Annotated in this window: 13 protein-coding genes, 1 tRNA gene and 1 other annotated feature; of the genes, 3 read left to right on the forward strand and 11 right to left on the reverse strand. The window is 41.4% G+C overall.

The features are described from left to right. Nucleotides 1-17 precede the first annotated feature (17 nt). Nucleotides 18-1097 (reverse strand): hypothetical protein, encoded by a 1080-nt coding sequence (locus tag QVP40_RS01085; protein ID WP_288200100.1) that lies wholly within the window; start codon nucleotides 1095-1097, stop codon nucleotides 18-20. Then, nucleotides 1094-1447 (reverse strand): HU family DNA-binding protein, encoded by a 354-nt coding sequence (locus QVP40_RS01090; protein WP_022066670.1) that lies wholly within the window; start codon nucleotides 1445-1447, stop codon nucleotides 1094-1096. Before QVP40_RS01090 ends, QVP40_RS01085 begins: the two co-directional genes overlap by 4 nt. A gap of 313 nt (nucleotides 1448-1760) precedes the next feature. On the opposite strand from QVP40_RS01090, the gene QVP40_RS01095 reads away from it, so the two are divergent. Further along, nucleotides 1761-2987: a tyrosine-type recombinase/integrase gene (locus QVP40_RS01095; RefSeq protein WP_022066671.1), complete on the forward strand. Its 1227-nt coding sequence runs from the start codon at nucleotides 1761-1763 to the stop codon at nucleotides 2985-2987. 286 nt (nucleotides 2988-3273) lie between these two features. Here the strand turns inward: QVP40_RS01095 and QVP40_RS01100 are convergent, their stop codons facing one another. From QVP40_RS01100 to QVP40_RS01120, 5 genes are read right to left on the reverse strand one after another with little or no spacing between them, the layout of a single operon-like run. Next, nucleotides 3274-4086 (reverse strand): hypothetical protein, encoded by an 813-nt coding sequence (locus QVP40_RS01100; protein WP_022066672.1) that lies wholly within the window; start codon nucleotides 4084-4086, stop codon nucleotides 3274-3276. A gap of 13 nt (nucleotides 4087-4099) precedes the next feature. After that, a complete protein-coding gene (locus QVP40_RS01105) occupies nucleotides 4100-5131 on the reverse strand; it encodes a DUF6077 domain-containing protein (protein WP_022066673.1) in 1032 nt (343 codons plus the stop codon). A gap of 1 nt (nucleotide 5132) precedes the next feature. Further along, entirely contained in the window at nucleotides 5133-7421 is a 2289-nt protein-coding gene (locus QVP40_RS01110; protein ID WP_022066674.1) for a xanthine dehydrogenase family protein molybdopterin-binding subunit, read from the reverse strand. Continuing rightward, nucleotides 7418-7897 (reverse strand): (2Fe-2S)-binding protein, encoded by a 480-nt coding sequence (locus QVP40_RS01115; protein WP_022066675.1) that lies wholly within the window; start codon nucleotides 7895-7897, stop codon nucleotides 7418-7420. Before QVP40_RS01115 ends, QVP40_RS01110 begins: the two co-directional genes overlap by 4 nt. After that, nucleotides 7894-8706, reverse strand: a complete 813-nt coding sequence (locus tag QVP40_RS01120) for an FAD binding domain-containing protein (protein ID WP_022066676.1) — start codon at nucleotides 8704-8706, stop codon at nucleotides 7894-7896. Before QVP40_RS01120 ends, QVP40_RS01115 begins: the two co-directional genes overlap by 4 nt. Before the next feature lie 295 nt (nucleotides 8707-9001). On the opposite strand from QVP40_RS01120, the gene QVP40_RS01125 reads away from it, so the two are divergent. Together QVP40_RS01125 and QVP40_RS01130 are read left to right on the forward strand one after the other, a co-directional pair. Beyond that, the gene (locus tag QVP40_RS01125; RefSeq protein ID WP_022066677.1) at nucleotides 9002-9508 is read left to right on the forward strand and encodes a hypothetical protein; all 507 of its coding nucleotides are present in this window, start codon (nucleotides 9002-9004) and stop codon (nucleotides 9506-9508) included. Continuing rightward, complete coding sequence (locus QVP40_RS01130) at nucleotides 9486-10190, forward strand: TraX family protein (protein WP_288200105.1); 705 nt, start codon at nucleotides 9486-9488, stop codon at nucleotides 10188-10190. The genes QVP40_RS01125 and QVP40_RS01130 overlap by 23 nt, the downstream gene beginning before the upstream one ends. A gap of 362 nt (nucleotides 10191-10552) precedes the next feature. Here QVP40_RS01130 and QVP40_RS01135 read toward each other — a convergent pair whose 3' ends face one another. From QVP40_RS01135 to QVP40_RS01150, 4 genes are all read right to left on the reverse strand, one after another. Beyond that, the gene (locus QVP40_RS01135; RefSeq protein WP_022066679.1) at nucleotides 10553-12208 is read right to left on the reverse strand and encodes a 2-isopropylmalate synthase; all 1656 of its coding nucleotides are present in this window, start codon (nucleotides 12206-12208) and stop codon (nucleotides 10553-10555) included. Nucleotides 12209-12518: 310 nt separating this feature from the next. Further along, nucleotides 12519-12790, reverse strand: a binding site (T-box leader). A 280-nt stretch (nucleotides 12791-13070) separates the two neighbouring features. Further along, a tRNA-Pro gene (locus QVP40_RS01140) sits at nucleotides 13071-13144 on the reverse strand. 180 nt (nucleotides 13145-13324) lie between these two features. Then, nucleotides 13325-16483, reverse strand: coding sequence for a SpaA isopeptide-forming pilin-related protein (locus QVP40_RS01145; RefSeq protein ID WP_022066680.1), 3159 nt, complete (start codon nucleotides 16481-16483; stop codon nucleotides 13325-13327). Further along, entirely contained in the window at nucleotides 16480-17670 is a 1191-nt protein-coding gene (locus tag QVP40_RS01150; RefSeq protein WP_022066681.1) for a SipW-dependent-type signal peptide-containing protein, read from the reverse strand. The genes QVP40_RS01145 and QVP40_RS01150 overlap by 4 nt, the downstream gene beginning before the upstream one ends. Nucleotides 17671-17673 lie beyond the last annotated feature (3 nt).

The raw sequence follows: 17673 nt of genomic DNA on the forward strand, positions 1-17673 counted from the left end.
CCTCATTTTAACTTGTACTAAATCTTGACATAGGACCAATTCTTATCTTTATCGAAATAGATTCCTATGGGATAATCTCCCCTATCTTTTTTGCCATTGATAAAAACTGTGTTAATGATATGTGGAACAAGGCAGCAGGTTTCAGGACTATATACCTTATTTCCTTTATATAAAATATCCTTATCTAAATCCAGGACTGTATCTCCGTAACAATGCGTTTCATACCATACCTTGAAATTACTATAGTTCTTCCACTCTTCACAGACTTCACAATCCTTATACTGCGGATTTCTTATGTGAAATTTTGCATTATAACTTCTGTGTATCATATCATGCCATTTTATGTACGATACTGATTTACTATCTCTTTCTGTTCCAGCATACCCAATCCCACACATGGTAGGTTTCAAGTATTTACCGCTCCAGTCATGCGGTTTAAATTTAATATCATTCATTACCTTTATAATGAACTCTTCAGAATCCTCGCCTGTGTCCATAAAATAAGATCTCACAATACGATACTGCTCTTGATTCAACGGATATAAGTTTCTATAATAGTTATCTCTCTTGTTAAATCCCTTGTGCCAATAGTGATCGTTGTTCTTTACATCCGGATTAACAACAAATTCCTCAATAACCGCCTTTGCAGCAGTAATTGAGGAATTATATATTTCCCATGTTCCGTTTTTATATCTCTCTTTTTTTACTCTGTAAAACAAGCTTCCCTTTTTATCATACTGTCCTTCTTTTACAGAATATCCATCATCTTTCCTTTGAACAGCTCTCCCGTAATTTGAAATCCAAAAGTTTATGCAATCTGCTTTAGGCACAAATATCTCATCTTCTCCAACTAAATCAATCCCATATTGTTTGGTATCTAAAATTCTTTGCGGTACAATCTTCTTGAACTGCCGTGTGATTTTAATATCTATATCATCACTTAATTTATTTTTTCTTTCTTTTTTGATTTGATAGCGGCATTGATTACAGACAGATATTCTGCAGGGCTTCTGACCTTTAAGCTTATTTAACTGAAATTTTTCTATCGGTTTTTCTACTCCGCAGCGTGTACATATTTTTGTTTCTATATCCATCATTCTTCTACCCCTTCCATTTCTTTCATCTCTTTATCCAACTGCAATAGAGATTCCCCGTATACCTGACATGCATCCTTGATATTTTTATGGAATTTTGCTTTAGGGATATAGTGTTCATCTACGGAATACTTAGCACCACCGATATTATATTTTCTGCTTTTCTTATAATGCGGAGCAAGTGTCATTAATCCACTTAATTTAAGCGTGTCTCCATCTTCCATGATTTCAACAACAACTTCAATGAATGCCTGTATCATATAGTAGACATCCCAGTATCTAACTTTTATATCCCATTCCTTTTTTAATTTGTGATGAACTAAACGAATAAAGTGCAATTTATCTACGATCATATTGTTTTCCTCCTTAAAATTGAATTATTTTCTTATTTGTTGTTATCATTGATTCAGAATCACTCTTTAAGCTTCAAAAGCATAGCTAAAATGGATTCTGTATATTTGTATAAAGCTTTTCTCGTCTATGTCATTCTGCTGCCTTAAAACGCATTTTGGGTTTCATTCTTTGACAGCAAATTTATAAAGCTCTGATTGTTACCTCTTATCAGGTATTGAGCTACAATTCTATATGTGATACTATTATTTATGGAGATATATCTTCTTTTCCTTGCGTTCTTCTTTCAGGAAATAAGATAAGAAGGGAGTTATAATGGGAAAAGATTTAAAAGGTAAAGAATTAGGAAACGGCATTAGCCAAAGAGCAAATGGTGTTTATCAGGCACGTTTTGTAAACCGATTTGGTAAACGTTGTTCAATTTATGGATGCACATTAAAAGAAGTAAGAGCTAACCTAGCACAGGCTATTTCAAAAGATCTGGAAAAGAAAAATGTAGTAACACCTACTACCACTTTAGATGAATGGTATGATATCTGGATGAGAGTTTATAAGGAACCTGTTATAAGAAAAAATACCAAAAGGCATTACGAATATATCTATCAAAAACTTATACAGCCATATTTAGGTAATAAGAAACTGGATTCCATTACAAAATTAATGATAACAGATGCGATTAATCAACTTTCCCAAAAAGGATATCAGTGGGAATCCCTAAATAAAGTTAAAGTGATTTTAATAGACATGTTTAATCGTGCTATGGAAGATGATTTTATGTACAAGAATCCTGCAAAAGGTGTACGATTACCTAAAAACAAGCCAACCAATTATATAAAATCTTTATCCAGAGAAGAACAACAGGCATTTTTTGAATGCAGTGCAGGCACATTTTACAACAATCTTTTTGTAGTTGCGATCAATACAGGACTTAGACCCGGAGAGTTATTTGCCCTCACAGAAAAGGATATTGATTTTAAGAATAAAGAAATCCTTGTTACTAAAACACTGCTGTACCAGAAATTAGAAGGAGATACAAAAAAAACATTCCATGTTGAAATGCCAAAGACACGATCCAGTTATAGGGCTGTACCTATTAATAAATTTTGCCAGGATGCATTATACAGACAGATACAATTACATCAGGTCGTTTTGCATAAATCACCTTATCAAAATAATTTAGCCTTTCCTGATTTATTATTCACAACGAAATATGGTACTCCTTTAAACTCTGTACTTTATAGTGCTGCAATTAATAAGATTATAGAAGAAATAAATTTAACAAGGGATTCTCTGGAAAAATTTGAAAGTTTTTCAGGTCATACATTCAGACACACATTTGCTACAAGATGTTTTGAATCAGGGATACAGCCCAAAACAGTACAGACATATCTCGGTCATACCTCGTTATCAATGACAATGGATTTGTACACAAGTGTTATGCAACAGAAAAAAACTGATGATATAAAACTGTTAGAAAGTACCATAGGCTTTAATGATATGCCTGATTTGTTGGATTCAAATAAAATCATTAAATTAGGGTAAATGGTGTAAAAATGGTGTACAGACGATTTTTCATGGTGTACGCAATGCCGGAAACCATTGATTTTACAGTGTTTTTTCTTCGTACCTGTACACAAACTGGCTGAATTATTACGTGTATCAAAGCACCCCCTACGACCTTATGGGGACGCCGGATTTTAAAAGTATATAAAAGCAAAAAGCACCAGATGCAGACTGCCGCATCCAGTCTGCATCTGGTGTATAAAATGATACAATTCCCTCAATAATCAAGGGATTATGAAAGTCCGAAGCGGTCTCATCCGCTTTCTCATCTCCAGTCCCAACGGTCAAGAATGGGATTTCTTACAGCATCTGCTGAATCTCCCAGCCGGTACAGGGCATAGCTTCCGGCTGTTCCCACCTCCTGGTATCCATATAGTTCAAGTTCACTTTTCTGCTGCTTATCCGGAATTTTTACAACCAGATAATTACAGGAAAGTCTTTTTCCCACAGACGCAATGTTGCGGTAATTAAACACCGGCGCATTGATCTCCAGATAAAGCTGCCTTACTCCTTCGCCAGCGCCGCCCCGTCCCTCTCTGTTAAACAGCATATAAATAGACGGATCATACACACGGACATAAGGTCCAATATAATTATCTGCCGCCAGAAGGAACTCTGAATCTTTGGCATCCTGCTTTACCATCTCACAGATGGCTGCCACCTCATCCGGCACCTGCTGGTAATTATGAACCAGCTTATAATTTCCAGCCTGACAAATGCCCTTTCCGCACACAGCTACCGCTCCTGCCGCCGCTATGACCAAGAGAAACTGCAAAATGCCTTTTCTCTCCTTCAGAAATTCTGTCATAGCCACAGCAATAACAGGAACTACCGGAAGAAGCCAGAGAACACGCCAGTATACACTGGAGCCTATACACTTCTGTATGATCCTGGCTGCAGGCGGGCAGAAAAACAGAGACAGAACCAGAAAAAGATAAAACAACAGATATTTTGTGCTTTTTTTCTTTCTTCTGAAGATCACAAGAAAGAGAACAGCTGCCAGAAGCAGCCACGGCATCAGGCTGTCACCCCAGTAGCTCTGCCAGAAATTTACTGACTGTTTTAATACTTCTTTCATTTCCATCCTCCTGTCAGCCCATTAAAATATACACGATCCCCAGGGCAATGGAAGGCAGGCAGCATAAAAATCCTACCAATGCCCGTTTCCAGTCTCTCCTGACAATCAGGGAAATGATAAAAAAGCAGCCTGTCAAAAGAGGTGCAAGTATCACTCCCATAGAGGACAGAAGGCAGCAGCTTATATTGGCAAGCACCAGTGGAACCCAAGATATCTCCTGCTTTTTTTCGAGGAAAAACGATATACACAAACAAAGCAGATACGGCAAAAGTACGGAAGCCAAAACAGCTTTTCCCTGCCAGATACGAACCATCTGAAAGTTTCCCGCATTGTAAACAGAATAGCCGGAAGAGCTGCAGATACATGCTGCCAGAAGAAGATAGATCCCCTGGGCCTTCTTTTCTCCGGGAAACCATTTTTTTGCCAGCACAGCCTGCACCATGTACGCCATTGAAAGAAAAACTGCCGGAAATACCATATGTGCCATAACTGCAGGATGGAGTCTGCCGCTCAGCTGACTTACCACTGCCAGAAATACCGGAAACGGCGAAAGCACATATCGTCTGGGCAGCACCCTGTATGCAGTTCCTGTATAGGGATCCACCTCAAAGATCGTATCTGTGTAAACGTCTGTTGTAGCCGTTGCCACATAAAAACAATCGTCAGCATCCATATGAGCCATCAGTGAACACACTGCTATCTGAAGGAGAATAAGTAATATGGCAATACAGAAATAAAAGGACGGACGTTTTTTTTCTTTCCAGGCAGACAGAAAAGAAGCTTTCCTTTTTCCAAACGCAAAAAGTCCAAAAACGGCCAGTACTATTCCAATGCCTCCCCAGGCAGCAGTCAGCACATGGAGAGGCATTTTCATAACTGTCATAGGCAAAGTAAGGATTTCCATTACAGTAAAAAGCACCAGATATCCGTTCAGAAATGTTTCTGAAAAACCGGACTGTTTTTTTCCTGTAAACGGGATTCCGGCAGCGGCCGGTACAAGAACCAGCCAGAATCCTGCCAGAATCAGTTTAACCACCATTCCCATACTATTTCTCCGATTCTTTTTGAAGAATTCCCATTGCTATTTTTTCCGGTGTGATCGGAAGTTCACGAACCCTGACGCCTGTGGCATTATATACTGCTGCGGCAATTGCCGGACAAGGAGTGTCAATTACCAGCTCGCCTACAGATTTTGCCCCAAAAGGACCGGTAGGCTCATAGCTTCCCCGGATTTCTACCCGGATATCTCCGATATCAAGACGGGACGGAATCTTATACTGCATAAAGGAATTGTTGCGGACAGCGCCTTTTTCATTATACTGAATATCCTCATAGAGAGCCATTCCAATTCCCTGTGCAATTCCTCCTTCCGTCTGCACCCGTACCAGATTCGGGTTAATGGGTGTTCCGCAGTCCACCACTGCCACATAATCGATCACCTTTGTGCTTCCGGTCTCTTTATCCACTTCTACTTCTGCCATTCCTACCATAAAAGGCGGCGGAGATACCGGTGAAGAATAGGTTCTTGTAACCTGAAGCTCCTGAGAATTTCCGCAGGTTCCCTGAATGGCAATATCTTTCAGAGAAACCTTATGTTCTTCATCTGTAAATACAAATTCTCCGTCAAAATTTACTTCCTTCGGATCCGCCTGCAGAATTTTTGCGCCAAGAGCGCAGATTTTACCGCGAAGCTCCTGACAGGATTGAACTACTGCCATTCCGGTGGTGTAAGTTGTGGCTGAGGCATAGGAGCCGGAATCATATGGAGAAATATCTGTATCTACCCCAAACACAACAATATTATCTATTGAAGTTTCCATACAGTCAGCTGCCATCTGGGCAAGAATGGTATCACAGCCGGTACCCATATCCGCACATCCAAGTCCCAGTGTATAGGAACCGTCTTCATTCAGCTTCATATCTGCGCCGCCCACGTCAATTCCTGCAATCGAGGAACCCTGCATGGCCATGGCAACACCTACTCCGCGGACTTTTCCATTTCCAAGATCCTTACAGGGATATTTTTCATCCCAGTTCATCATTTCCTTTGCCCGTTCCATACACTGATCCATGGTACAGCTTTCTGCTGTATCACAGTCTCCATATGCAGGAAGAGGCTCTCCCTGAAGAGGCATGTTCAGCTCCCGGATCTTTACCGGATCCATTCCCATGATCTCAGCCAGCTCGTTCACTGCTGATTCAACTGCATAGATTCCCTGTGTTGCTCCGTATCCACGGTACGCTCCTGCTGCCTGTACATTGGTATAAACAACATCATAGGCAAAACGATAAGCTTCCGTATGACGATAAAGGGCAATGGATTTATGCCCGCTTAATCCAACTGTCGTAGGACTGTGTTCTCCGTACGCGCCTGCATTGGAAAGAGTATAGACATCAATGGCGCGAACGATTCCGTTTTCATCTGCGCCTGCTCTTACACGGATCTCCATCTCATGACGAGGAGATGCGCAGATCTGGGATTCGTAACGGGAGTAAATGATTTTTGACGGACGGCCTGTCATCCAGGTGACAAATGCAGGATAAATCTCACAGACAGAAGTCTGCTTTGCGCCAAAGCCGCCTCCGATCCTTGGCTTGATCACACGAACCTTCGAAGAGGGAATGTCCAGAGCATTTCCCAGGATTCTTCTTACATGAAAAGGAATCTGTGTGGATGATACCACATTCAGACGTCCGAAATGATCCATATAACAATAGGTCCGGAAAGTCTCCATCATTGCCTGCTGGTTTGCTTTGGTGTGATAGGTCCGGTCCACAGTATACTTACATTCGCCAAGAATTTTATCCACATCACCGGATTCCTCCAGTCCTGAAGCACAAAGATTTCTCTTATTATCTGCCCCTACTGGTATTTTTGCCTCCCAGTCTTCCTCCGGATGTACCAGGATATCAGCGTCTTTTGCTCTATGCATATCAAGAACAGGCTGGTCAACCTGATATTTTACCTTGATCCGTTTCAGCGCCCTGTCTACTGCCTCCTCTGTTTCACCTGCCACAATCGCCACAGCATCGCCCACAAATCTCAGTCTGCGGTCAAGAATATAATGATCGTACGGACTCAGCTCCGGATAAGTCTGTCCTGCAAGGGTAAAACGCTTTTGGGGAACATCTTTATATGTATAAACAGCGGCAATTCCGTTTACCTGACGGGCAGTTCCTGTTTTAATCTCCTCGATCCAGGCATTGGCATGAGGGCTTCGCAAAACTTTGACGATCAGACAATCTTTCGGCGCCAGATCATCTGTATATACCGGCTTTCCGGTTACAAGCGCCATGGCGTCTTTTTTTCTTACCGGCCTGCTGACATAGCTCATTCTTCTGCCTCCTCCTTTTTCTGTGATTTTTTATGTTCAAGATACTTCAGGATACTTCTTGTCTGTCCCACAAACCCGGAGCATCTGCAGAGATTTCCGGCAAGATACTCCTTCACATCCTCTTCTGAAGGATTCTCAAGTTCCTTTTCCATTGCAAAAACATTCATGATAAATCCCGGATTGCAGAAGCCGCACTGTTCTGCGCCTTCATCTGCAAGGAATGCGCCGAACTCCTCTGCCTCTTTCTGCATTCCCTCCATGGTCACAATTTTTTTGCCTTCTGCTCTCAGCGCAAGCGTGCTGCAGGAAAGTACAGGCTTTCCGTCCATCAGTACAGTGCATAATCCACAGTTCGCTGTCTCGCAGCCTCTCTTTACACTATAGCAGCCTTTGTCTCTCAGAAAATCCAGCAGCAACGTATCCGGCTCAACATCATCGTGACGGTAAACTCCATTCAGCCAAAAGCTCAGCTTCATTTTTTCATCCCTCCTACTGTTTCCCATGCTCGCCTTGTGAGTACCTGTGTGAGAAGCTTTCTGTAGTCTTCAGAAGCCCTCATATTTGATCCCACCGGCACATGTTCTGCGGCATAGCGGGCAAAATCCTGCGCTGCCTGCGGCTTCTGGTTTTTAGTCATTTCACCAAAGTCTTTCAGAATCCCTTCCGCATCCTCAACAATCATAGCCCGTCCGGGTCTTGCCCCGATCACGGTTCTCGGCGTGTCTCCAATCAGAGAAGCCGCACAGGTAAGAACCGGAAAATCCGTCTCAGAATTTCTCTGGCTTAAATATGTGACTTTAAGAGGTGTCTTTTTTACGATCACAGACTGGAGAATATCCCTGTCTTTTTTCTGTGTTACAAATTCTGTAAGCGGGATTCTTCCTGCCTGATACATATCCACCCAGGTATCCATTGCAAGAAACATGGTCAAAACATCAGAAAATCCATATCTTCCGAAAATACTGCCTCCAACTGTAGCACAGTTCCGAAACTGCACTCCTACAATGTGACGCAGACTCTCCCTGACTGCTCCTCCTGTAAATTCATTCAGAGCTGCATTTGTTTCCAGATCATGAAGTGTTGTCATACATCCGATCACAAATTCATCTTCCAGCTCCTGAACAGTGTCCAGTCCCAGACCAGACAGATCAATTGCTGTGGAAATATTTCGGTTTCCCATTTTCAGCCATACCATACCGCCAAGCACGCAGGCTGATTTTTTCTGATTCAGCTCGTAAGCTTCTGCAATACTGTTTACTCTTTCATAGCTTTTAATCTTTAGCATATGAATTTCCTTTCTTATATAAAATATATCTGCTGCAAAAACAGAAGGTGTCCATGCCCTTCTTTCTGTGAGCGGGCATACTTAATTTAAGTTTAACAGGAATATTTCAAAAAATCCAGTGAAAAATTAAGATTTCAGAGGTAAGAAAAATTCCAGAGAAAAATTTTCCTCTGTTTACGATTTGCCATATTTTAATGATAAACGCATTTTAATTTATGTTTATCATTAAAATATAGTTGATAAAGATATAAAATATGATATGATGTGAGTTGTGAAATGAAAGGAGCTTAATTTTATGAATCAGTTAAATTTAAAAAAATCAACACATTTATTATCAGTTGTCTGCACCATTATTGCTGCAATTACAATGATAGCAAATATTGGCGCCATACTTCTTTTAAGTGGAACATTATTAAGTCAGATTATTAGTCCGGAATACTTGGTAACACAGATGATACAAGCAGACATGGGGTTGAGTTTTAGTGAATGGATTATATTATTAATTTGTTTCATCATAAAATGCAGCTGCATGTTTTGTATGGTTAGATACTCAAAAAAACTATTTAGTTGCATTTCAAAAGCTGAATCGCCCTTTACTAGCAACACAACAAAATGCATTGAAAAAATCTCTGTTTTTGCATTTTTATCTGTGATATGTCCGATATATCCATATTATCACCTCAGTGTATTGTTATTTATAGAAGGAATCCTTGTAGCTTTGGTTTTGCGAAGTATTGCTCTGATATTCCATTATGGATGTGAACTCCAACAAGAATTCTATGGGCGTCCCTCATTGGATTGATTTATTTGGGCGCCCTGTATTTCCGTTATTCCTGTTTCTTGCCGCAGATAGTTTTTACTATACCCACAGCAAAAAAGGATATATTAAAAGACTGTTGTTTGCAAGTTGGGGTATGACGATTTTAACCTTTATGGTGCAACGGCTTGTTCCTAACGATACGATTATGCTGGCGAACAATGCGTTCAGCACATTTTTTGTCGTAGCAATATATATGCTAAGCTGGGACTATATAAAAGCAGGTATAAGGAAAAAGAATAAGAAAGATATTGGAAAAGCTGCTTTGTTTATGCTTTTACCAATCCTGTTTATGCTGCCGATGGTTCTCATGAGCTATCTCATTTCATCTGGGTCTACATCCGGTGGATTACTCCAAACATTGGCATTTATTTCTATGCTGCTTCCGAATCCCGTTTCTGTTGAAGGCGGCTTACTGTATGTTTTGATGGGGATTCTGCTTTATATTTTTAGGAAAAACCGTCGTATCCAAATTGCTGTTGTTATTGTAGTTGGGGCTATTGCGTATTTTAGATTTGGAGGTGTACAATGGGCTATCTTGTTAGCTCTGATTCCTATGGTTCTGTATAATGGGCAGAAAGGAAAAGGATTTAAAAATTTTTTCTATATTTTCTATCCAACCCATATTATTGCCTTGTATCTATTAGCAACACTTTTAATGAAATGATAATTATATTCGTCTGATCGGATATAAACCTTATACAACTAAATACCCGCTACTTACCAGAACGGCGAAAAACTGTTCTGTGAATACGACCAGCAAGTGAAGCACTACCCGGAAAAGCGTGGTATCTGCCACAATGAAATCCTGCTTTGTGTGCAAAAACGGCAGTTCTGTCACTGAACTGCCGCTTACATAATTACATAACATACATATACAGATTAAAATTTTCGTTTAACCCTTACAGCATACACTCTGCAGGAGCCGGAAATCCTATATCTCCCCGTACAGGGCCAGACAGCTGAAAATTTATATTTTTTTCAGACCATCCTCTCTTATGATCATTGATCTATGATCCCTGAGTATTTCTATCGGTTGTTAATAGCTGTCACAAGCGCGTCAACAGAGGCATGGATAATATCCGAGTTTACACCGGCGCCCCAGGAAAGACTGCCGTCCGGCTTCTGGATACCCACATATGCAATAGCCTTGGAACTGGAGCTCTGCTCCAGCGCATGCTCCTGATAGGTTACAAGATTAAACTTAAGTTCATATGCCTTTTTCAGAGCATTGCTGACTGCGTTAAGACGTCCGTTTCCGGCAGCTTCTGTGGTAATTGTTTTTCCGTTAAAGCTGGATGTTACCTGAGCAACAAAGCCTCCGTCTTTCTGCCGGAAATGAACCTCATCCACACGATATGGCTCCACCACATTTTCAAAGGTCTTTTTAAACAGGCTGAAAATTTCTTCCGGATGCAGCTCTTTATGACTGTGGTCAGAAACAGCCTTGGCAGCATACCCCATTGTCTCCCGCATTTTTGCCGGAAGATTCAGACCATACTGTGTTTCCAGAATATAACCTACGCCGCCTTTTCCGGACTGGCTGTTAATACGGATCACATCTGCATCATAATTTCTTCCCACATCTGTAGGATCAATAGGAAGATAAGGAACTGTCCAGTGACCCGGATCTTTTTCCTCTCTCCAGTGCATTCCCTTGGCAATAGCATCCTGGTGTGATCCGGAAAAAGCAGCAAACACAAGCGCTCCGCTGTAGGGGCTTCTTTCATCTACCTTCATGCCCGTACATTTTTCATAAACCTCACAGATGCCCGGCATATCTGAAAAATCAAGCCCCGGATCGACTCCCTGAGAATACATATTCATTGCAAGAGTTACAATATCCACATTTCCGGTACGCTCTCCGTTTCCAAAAAGAGTTCCCTCCACTCTGTCTGCGCCTGCCAGAAGTCCCATCTCTGCGTCAGCCACACCGCAGCCTCTGTCATTATGAGGATGCTGAGAAAGAATCACATGTTCCCGATACTTCATATGAGTGCTCATGTATTCAATCTGACTTGCGTACACATGAGGCATGGAAAGCTGAACAGTTACCGGAAGATTGATAATGCATTTATTTTCCGCTGTTGGTTTCCATACGTCCAGCACCGCATTGCAGACTTCAAGAGCATATTCCGGCTCTGTTCCTGTAAAGCTTTCCGGACTGTACTCAAACTGGAAATTGCCTTCCGTCTCCTCTGCCAGTTCTTTTAAAAGCTGTGCACCTTCTACGGCAATACGGATAATTTCTTCTTTTGACTTTTTAAATACCTGCTCTCTCTGTGCTACAGAAGTGGAATTGTACACATGGATGATCGCTTTTGGAGCGCCTTTGACCGCCTCAAAGGTTTTTCTGATAATGTGTTCTCTTGCCTGAGTCAGAACCTGGATAGTTACATCCTCCGGGATCAGGTCCTGCTCGATCAAAGTTCTGAGGAATGTATATTCCGTCTCAGAAGCGGCCGGAAAACCAACCTCAATTTCTTTAAAGCCAATTTTTACAAGAAGCTTGAAAAACTCTATTTTCTGCTCCAGGCTCATGGGAATCACAAGGGCCTGATTTCCGTCGCGAAGATCCACGCTGCACCAGGACGGAGCTTTTTCTACATATTCTTTTTGCGCCCACTTTGTACACTTTTCAGGCGGCATATGATACTGCCTCTGATATTTTTTTACATTTTCCATTCTTTTTCCCTCCATTTTCGTATCATGCGTTTTCAATGTGATATTTCTCTTTATAAAAAGAACAAAAGCATAGCGAAAAACCATTTTCACAGACTGTTCCATTCATATTTTTCAGATATTTCTGCCAGTATGCAGAACAGTACCTTTTTACAGAAAAAATATATAATAGATTTCTCTGCAAAAGAACAGAACAGACAAGACAGCTTCGAACTCTTTCCATCCTCCTGGAGCATTTTTATATACCAGAAAAATCAATACAGAATATGCTGCTTTTCCGGTATACAAAAAAATCTCCCATCTCTACATTTCTGTAAGAGACGAAAGATTATACTTCCGCGGTACCACTCTTCTTTATGAACAGTTTCATACACTCACAGGATACGGAATCTTCCTCTTGCATCTGTCTGCTGAAAATCCTTATATCCCTTCCATATAACGGTGGATTCCGTCTGCGCCTACTAACCACTGGCTTTGGGGCAGATACTCCAAGGTGAGTTCCATGATTCCCTTCCACTGTCTTCCACCAGCCGACAGCTCTCTGTGCTCCAGTTTTCATGTACTATTCCTTATCAACGCATTTACGTATTAAATTGTTTTGATGGATATAGACTAACACATATCATACAATTCTGTCAAGAAAAAAATCAGAGGTTTTTATACCTCTGATTGCTTCCGATAATTATTCGCACAATATGATTCTATAGAATATTTCAATATATACCAAAATACCGAAACACACAGGACAAAATACCATTACAAAAAATAATTGGAAATGCATTTGGACCAGGTTGTTGTGAACAATTATTTTCTTAATAAAAAAAAATTCCCGAAATCTCGGAAATCTTCCACTCTTAAATATAAATCGGGGCAACAGGATTTGAACCTGCGACCTCGCGGCCCCCAGCCGCGCGCGCTACCAAGCTACGCCATACCCCGATATTTGGTATTATACCAAACTGTATATGTTTTTGCAACAACTTTTACAAATTTTTTTGATGCCTAAAATGCAAAAGCAGCTTCCGGTTCTTTGCCTGGATTTCGTCTTCTCCTTTCTGCAGGACAGGGCATCGGAACAGCACCTCAGCCCCGCCCTTCTGTCTGAGAGTAAAAATTATTTTAGCTTTGTGATTTTATAACGGGAAGTGTATTCTCTGCCAGACTGTTATGAGAATATCCGTCATAGCGTTTTTTCCGATTATAAAAGGTTATAGAAGCTTTCTGATGATCTTTATCAAGGCCAACCGTTCCATATGCAATATCTACCGGAGCCACTCCATATGCAGGTTCCCTGCCCTTTATAATCTCCACGTTGGAGGTGTTTGCCTGAGCTTTTTTCAGATAGTAACGGAGCACCGGCTTTTCATATACCTGATAAGTCCCCAGGGGAATATTGGAAATTGTCACTTCCAAAAACGCATAGCCATTTCCGTCCACCTGATATGCATCCTGCATAAAAACAACAGAATCTTCATATTTTCGTTTATTTCCGCGAATATCCGTGCCCTCGATCACAAAAGAAAACGTAGGATTTCCGTGTGCCCAGGTGATTTCTGATTCAAGGATCTTTTTGATAATTGTGATCTGTCCTGTGGGAAGCTGAACCGGTTCATTTTCCGCCTCCAGTTCCAGAATCTGCCCGTCTTCTGTCAGATGGATTTCCTTTTCCCATTTTCCCTGATACCCCTGTGGAACTCTGGTTTCCTTTATCATAAATTTCCCCTGATTTTCATCCGTAAGTTCCAGCTCAGAACATGTGTAACACTGTTCTTTTTCCTCATAGCTAAAAAGAACTGCTTTTTCTTCATAGCTTCCTGCTGCTTCATTCCATGCATAAGCCTGAAATTCCGCACCTTTCAGCTTCTCTCCTGTAATGGCATCCTTTTTTCTGATATGCACAGTTCCGTACTTTTTGGGGATTGGATCATTTTTCACAGAGAACTGCAGTTGTACGTCCTGTTTCATCAGATCAATTTCCTGACTCCATTCTCCCTGATACCCCTGTGGGTTCTTTGTTTCCTCTATTCGAAATTTCCCCTGATTACTGTCTGTGATCTTCAGGATCTGACTTTTATAAATCTCCCTCTGCTCATCGTATATCAGTGCTGTTCCCTCTTTTTGATACTCTTTTTGTTTCTCATTCCACTCATAAATAACAAACTCCGCACCTTTCAGTAACCCTCCTGTCTCAGAATCCAGCTTACGGATTTCCACTATGTGTTCTTTAAGAGGAGCATTGGTTACACGATAAGTAAATGTTTTATCAGTTCCCGGTTCTGTAAGTATCAGTTCCTGACTCCAGCTTCCTGTGTATCCCGGGGGATTTTTTGTCTCCTCTACTTTAAACTTTCCCTGATTTATTTCCGTATACACAAAAACATCTGAAATATATTTTTTCTGTTCTTTATCGTACTTCAAAAGTTTCTCGTTTTCATAGCTTCCTGAATTTTTATTCCAGGTAAACAAAGTAAATTCTGCTCCCTCAAGAAAAATTCCTGTTCCGTCAGCAACCTTTTCAACAGATACTTTTCCCTTCATATCCGGATCATCTTTTACCTCCAGTGTAACGCGTTTCCCGGAAGAAACAGTACAGGATGAAGCAGAAACTGTGATCAGATAGCCGGGAGCCGCCGTTCTTTCTTTCACATAGTACTTTCCCGGAACAAGGCTGTCAAAAAGAATCTCTCCTTTCTCATTTGTAGTTCCCTCTGCAATCTTTTCATCCTTTGCGTAAATGCGTATGCCTCCACTGTACAGATCCTGTCCTGCATATAGAGAATATACTGCACCGGCAACCGGCTGGCCTGTCAGAGAACTTGTTTTTTGGAGAAGAATACTTCCGGAAGGCTGAAACGAAAGATTTAATTTAAGAATCCCCCTGTCTCCCTGGTATACGCAGGCTCCAAAATCCTGAATATCCTGTCCAGTCTGAACAGAACCATCTACAATAATATATTTTACAGGTCTCAGTGTCATTTTCCAGGAAAACTGTTTCGTGCCTTTTGAATTTTCCGGAAATACCAGTTTAAAACAGTATCCGTTTTTCATCTTTACACTTTTTCCCTTTGCCAGACGATTAGGGCTATCCGGTTTTTCTTTTGCCGCGCTTTCACTGGTCCAGTAAGCAAGCTGCCACGCATCGTTAGTTCCTCTGGAGATTGTCAGTCCGTTTCCGGCTTTTCCTGTATCTATTACTGTACACAAAGGTGAAATCTGAAATCCGTTTTTAAATGTTGACTCCAGCCACCCAAATCCGGAGGACGGTTTGGTCCGATACAGGGTCATACCAATATTCAGAGGATTGGCTGTAACGGTATTGCCGCTGGTATTGACTGATTTAAGTTTTACTGCACTTCTGCTGGGAATGGTGAGACTTTTCAGTTTGTCAATAAAACGAAGCAGCCCCACATGCTTGATCTGAGCTTCCGTCGCTCCATTTACATCATTGGCATATACTTTGGAAAGCGCCTGGTGAGTAAATACATATCTGTTCTGCCATTTTGACCAGTTCACATGGGAACAACTGGGATCATAACTGTCGCAGATATCTCCCGGCCCTCCATATCCAAAATAAAGAATCTTTCTCAGAGTCGAATTGGAAAAAAATTTTACTGCGTCCGGCTTCAGATCCACGTTTCCGTCAATTCCCATTTTAGACGCCTTCATACAATAAAGAGGCGATCTTGTTACCGCTCCATCTGAATCTACATACTCTATATAACGCAGTCGGGCATGAATAGGAGAATTTGCAGTCCACACTTCATCACAGTTTACAATTGTCGAAGTGGAAATAAGTCTGTACCTGTCCGGAGCAAGCAGAACTGACGCATCCTCTTCTGACATCAGCTCTGTTTCACCAATATCTGTAAGAGAGGCAGGGGCAAATCCTACAATCTCTCCTTCTTCAATTTCCCTGATCAGCTGTTCATCTTCCGGTGTATCTCCAAAAAGACTGTCTGCATTATCCGGAGTAAGAATGGTTCCTGTAAATTCTTCCGGAATCTCTTCCGGCTCTGCATGTGGCTTTTCCCCATCGGAATCTTCCGGATTTTCCGGCGCTTCTTCCGGAGACGCGTCTCCCTGCATCTCTTCTTCAGTATCTTCCTCAACCTTAATTTCAGGTTCTTCCTCTGATTCCAGCCCTTCAAACTCCCCTTCTTCATTTTGTTCCTGTTCCATTGTCCCATTGTGTTCTTCTTCCGGAATACACAGGCTCCCTGCCGGCGAAGACAGTCCCATCACTGCTGCCAGCAAAAAACTGACTACTGTTTTTTTCATTTCCTCCGCCCTCCTTTCCTGCAGATAAACACTATCAGGATCACAGCTCCGGAACTTAAAAGAATCATGAATACTGCCTCCGGTTGTGAGAAATCTCCTGTTTTTACAGATGAGACTTTTTTCGCTTTTTTATGACCTGAAGCTTCACTTTTTCCTGAACCAGTTTCCTTTTCAGGATTTTCATTTACCGTAAATATCCACTGCACTTCTGCGTCCCTCAATGCGTAGGAATTATCCCATTCTGAAGGTATTGAAAGGGAAAACCTCAGTTTTCCTTTTTCATCAGGAGAGAATTTCCCAAGGGAGTGATTTTTACTAAGTCCGGGAGAATCCAGAGTTCCCTCGTACAGTCTCGTATCATCCATATCTACTGTAAGTTTTACTCCCTTCAAAAGCTCTGTCTGGCTTTTGTTCTGTCCTTCCACTGCTGTACGGAATAATATTTCCGCTTCCTGATCCGTTGTATTGGAAACTGTGACTGTATCCTGAAATTTATCTCCCGGCATGGCAGTTCCCATATTCACAAAAAAGTCACCCGGAACAGACAAAAGCTTATGAGCCTGTCCGTTAAACTCCACTGACAATTTTGTTTTTTCCTTTCTGCATACAGTTGTACCATTCTCTTCATGAACACAAAGCTGTATCTCCTGATTTCCCCATGGCGACATTGCTTTAAAATCCGGATTAAAATTTGCCGCCTGGATTGCCTCTGCCTGAACGGTAATTCCAAGCTGCTGCCCGGTATGCTCCTCCGTCCATGTTTCCGGAACTGTTACCTCTTTAAAAAGATCTGTACTGTCCTTCCGTTTCAGAATACTTGTATAGTAATAATACTCACCTCTCTGCACCCACTTTTTTGACATTCCGGATATATTTTTGTCACTGAATCCCTCCATATTCTCCCTGTCATTTTTGTAAGTGATCCGTGCCCGCACCCAACAGGGGCTTGCATAATTGGTGATTCTGGGAATTTTGGATATAACATCTCCCGGAACTACTGCCTTGGTTCCTGCAAAAGATACCTCTGTACTTCCTTTTTTTTCATATTCCTTCAGTCCGATATTAATGTCTCCTGTGGAAATATGATTTTTCACCTTTAAAGTATCTGAAAAATATCCATAAGTACCGGTTCCTCCCAGAAAAGCAGCCGCTGTTAAAACCGCCGCTGCTTTAATCAGCTTTTTCATCTG

It is taken from the genome of Blautia sp. CAG:257, from assembly GCF_000433815.1.
In the GTDB taxonomy this organism is placed as follows: Bacteria; Bacillota; Clostridia; order Lachnospirales; family Lachnospiraceae; genus Blautia_A; species Blautia_A caecimuris.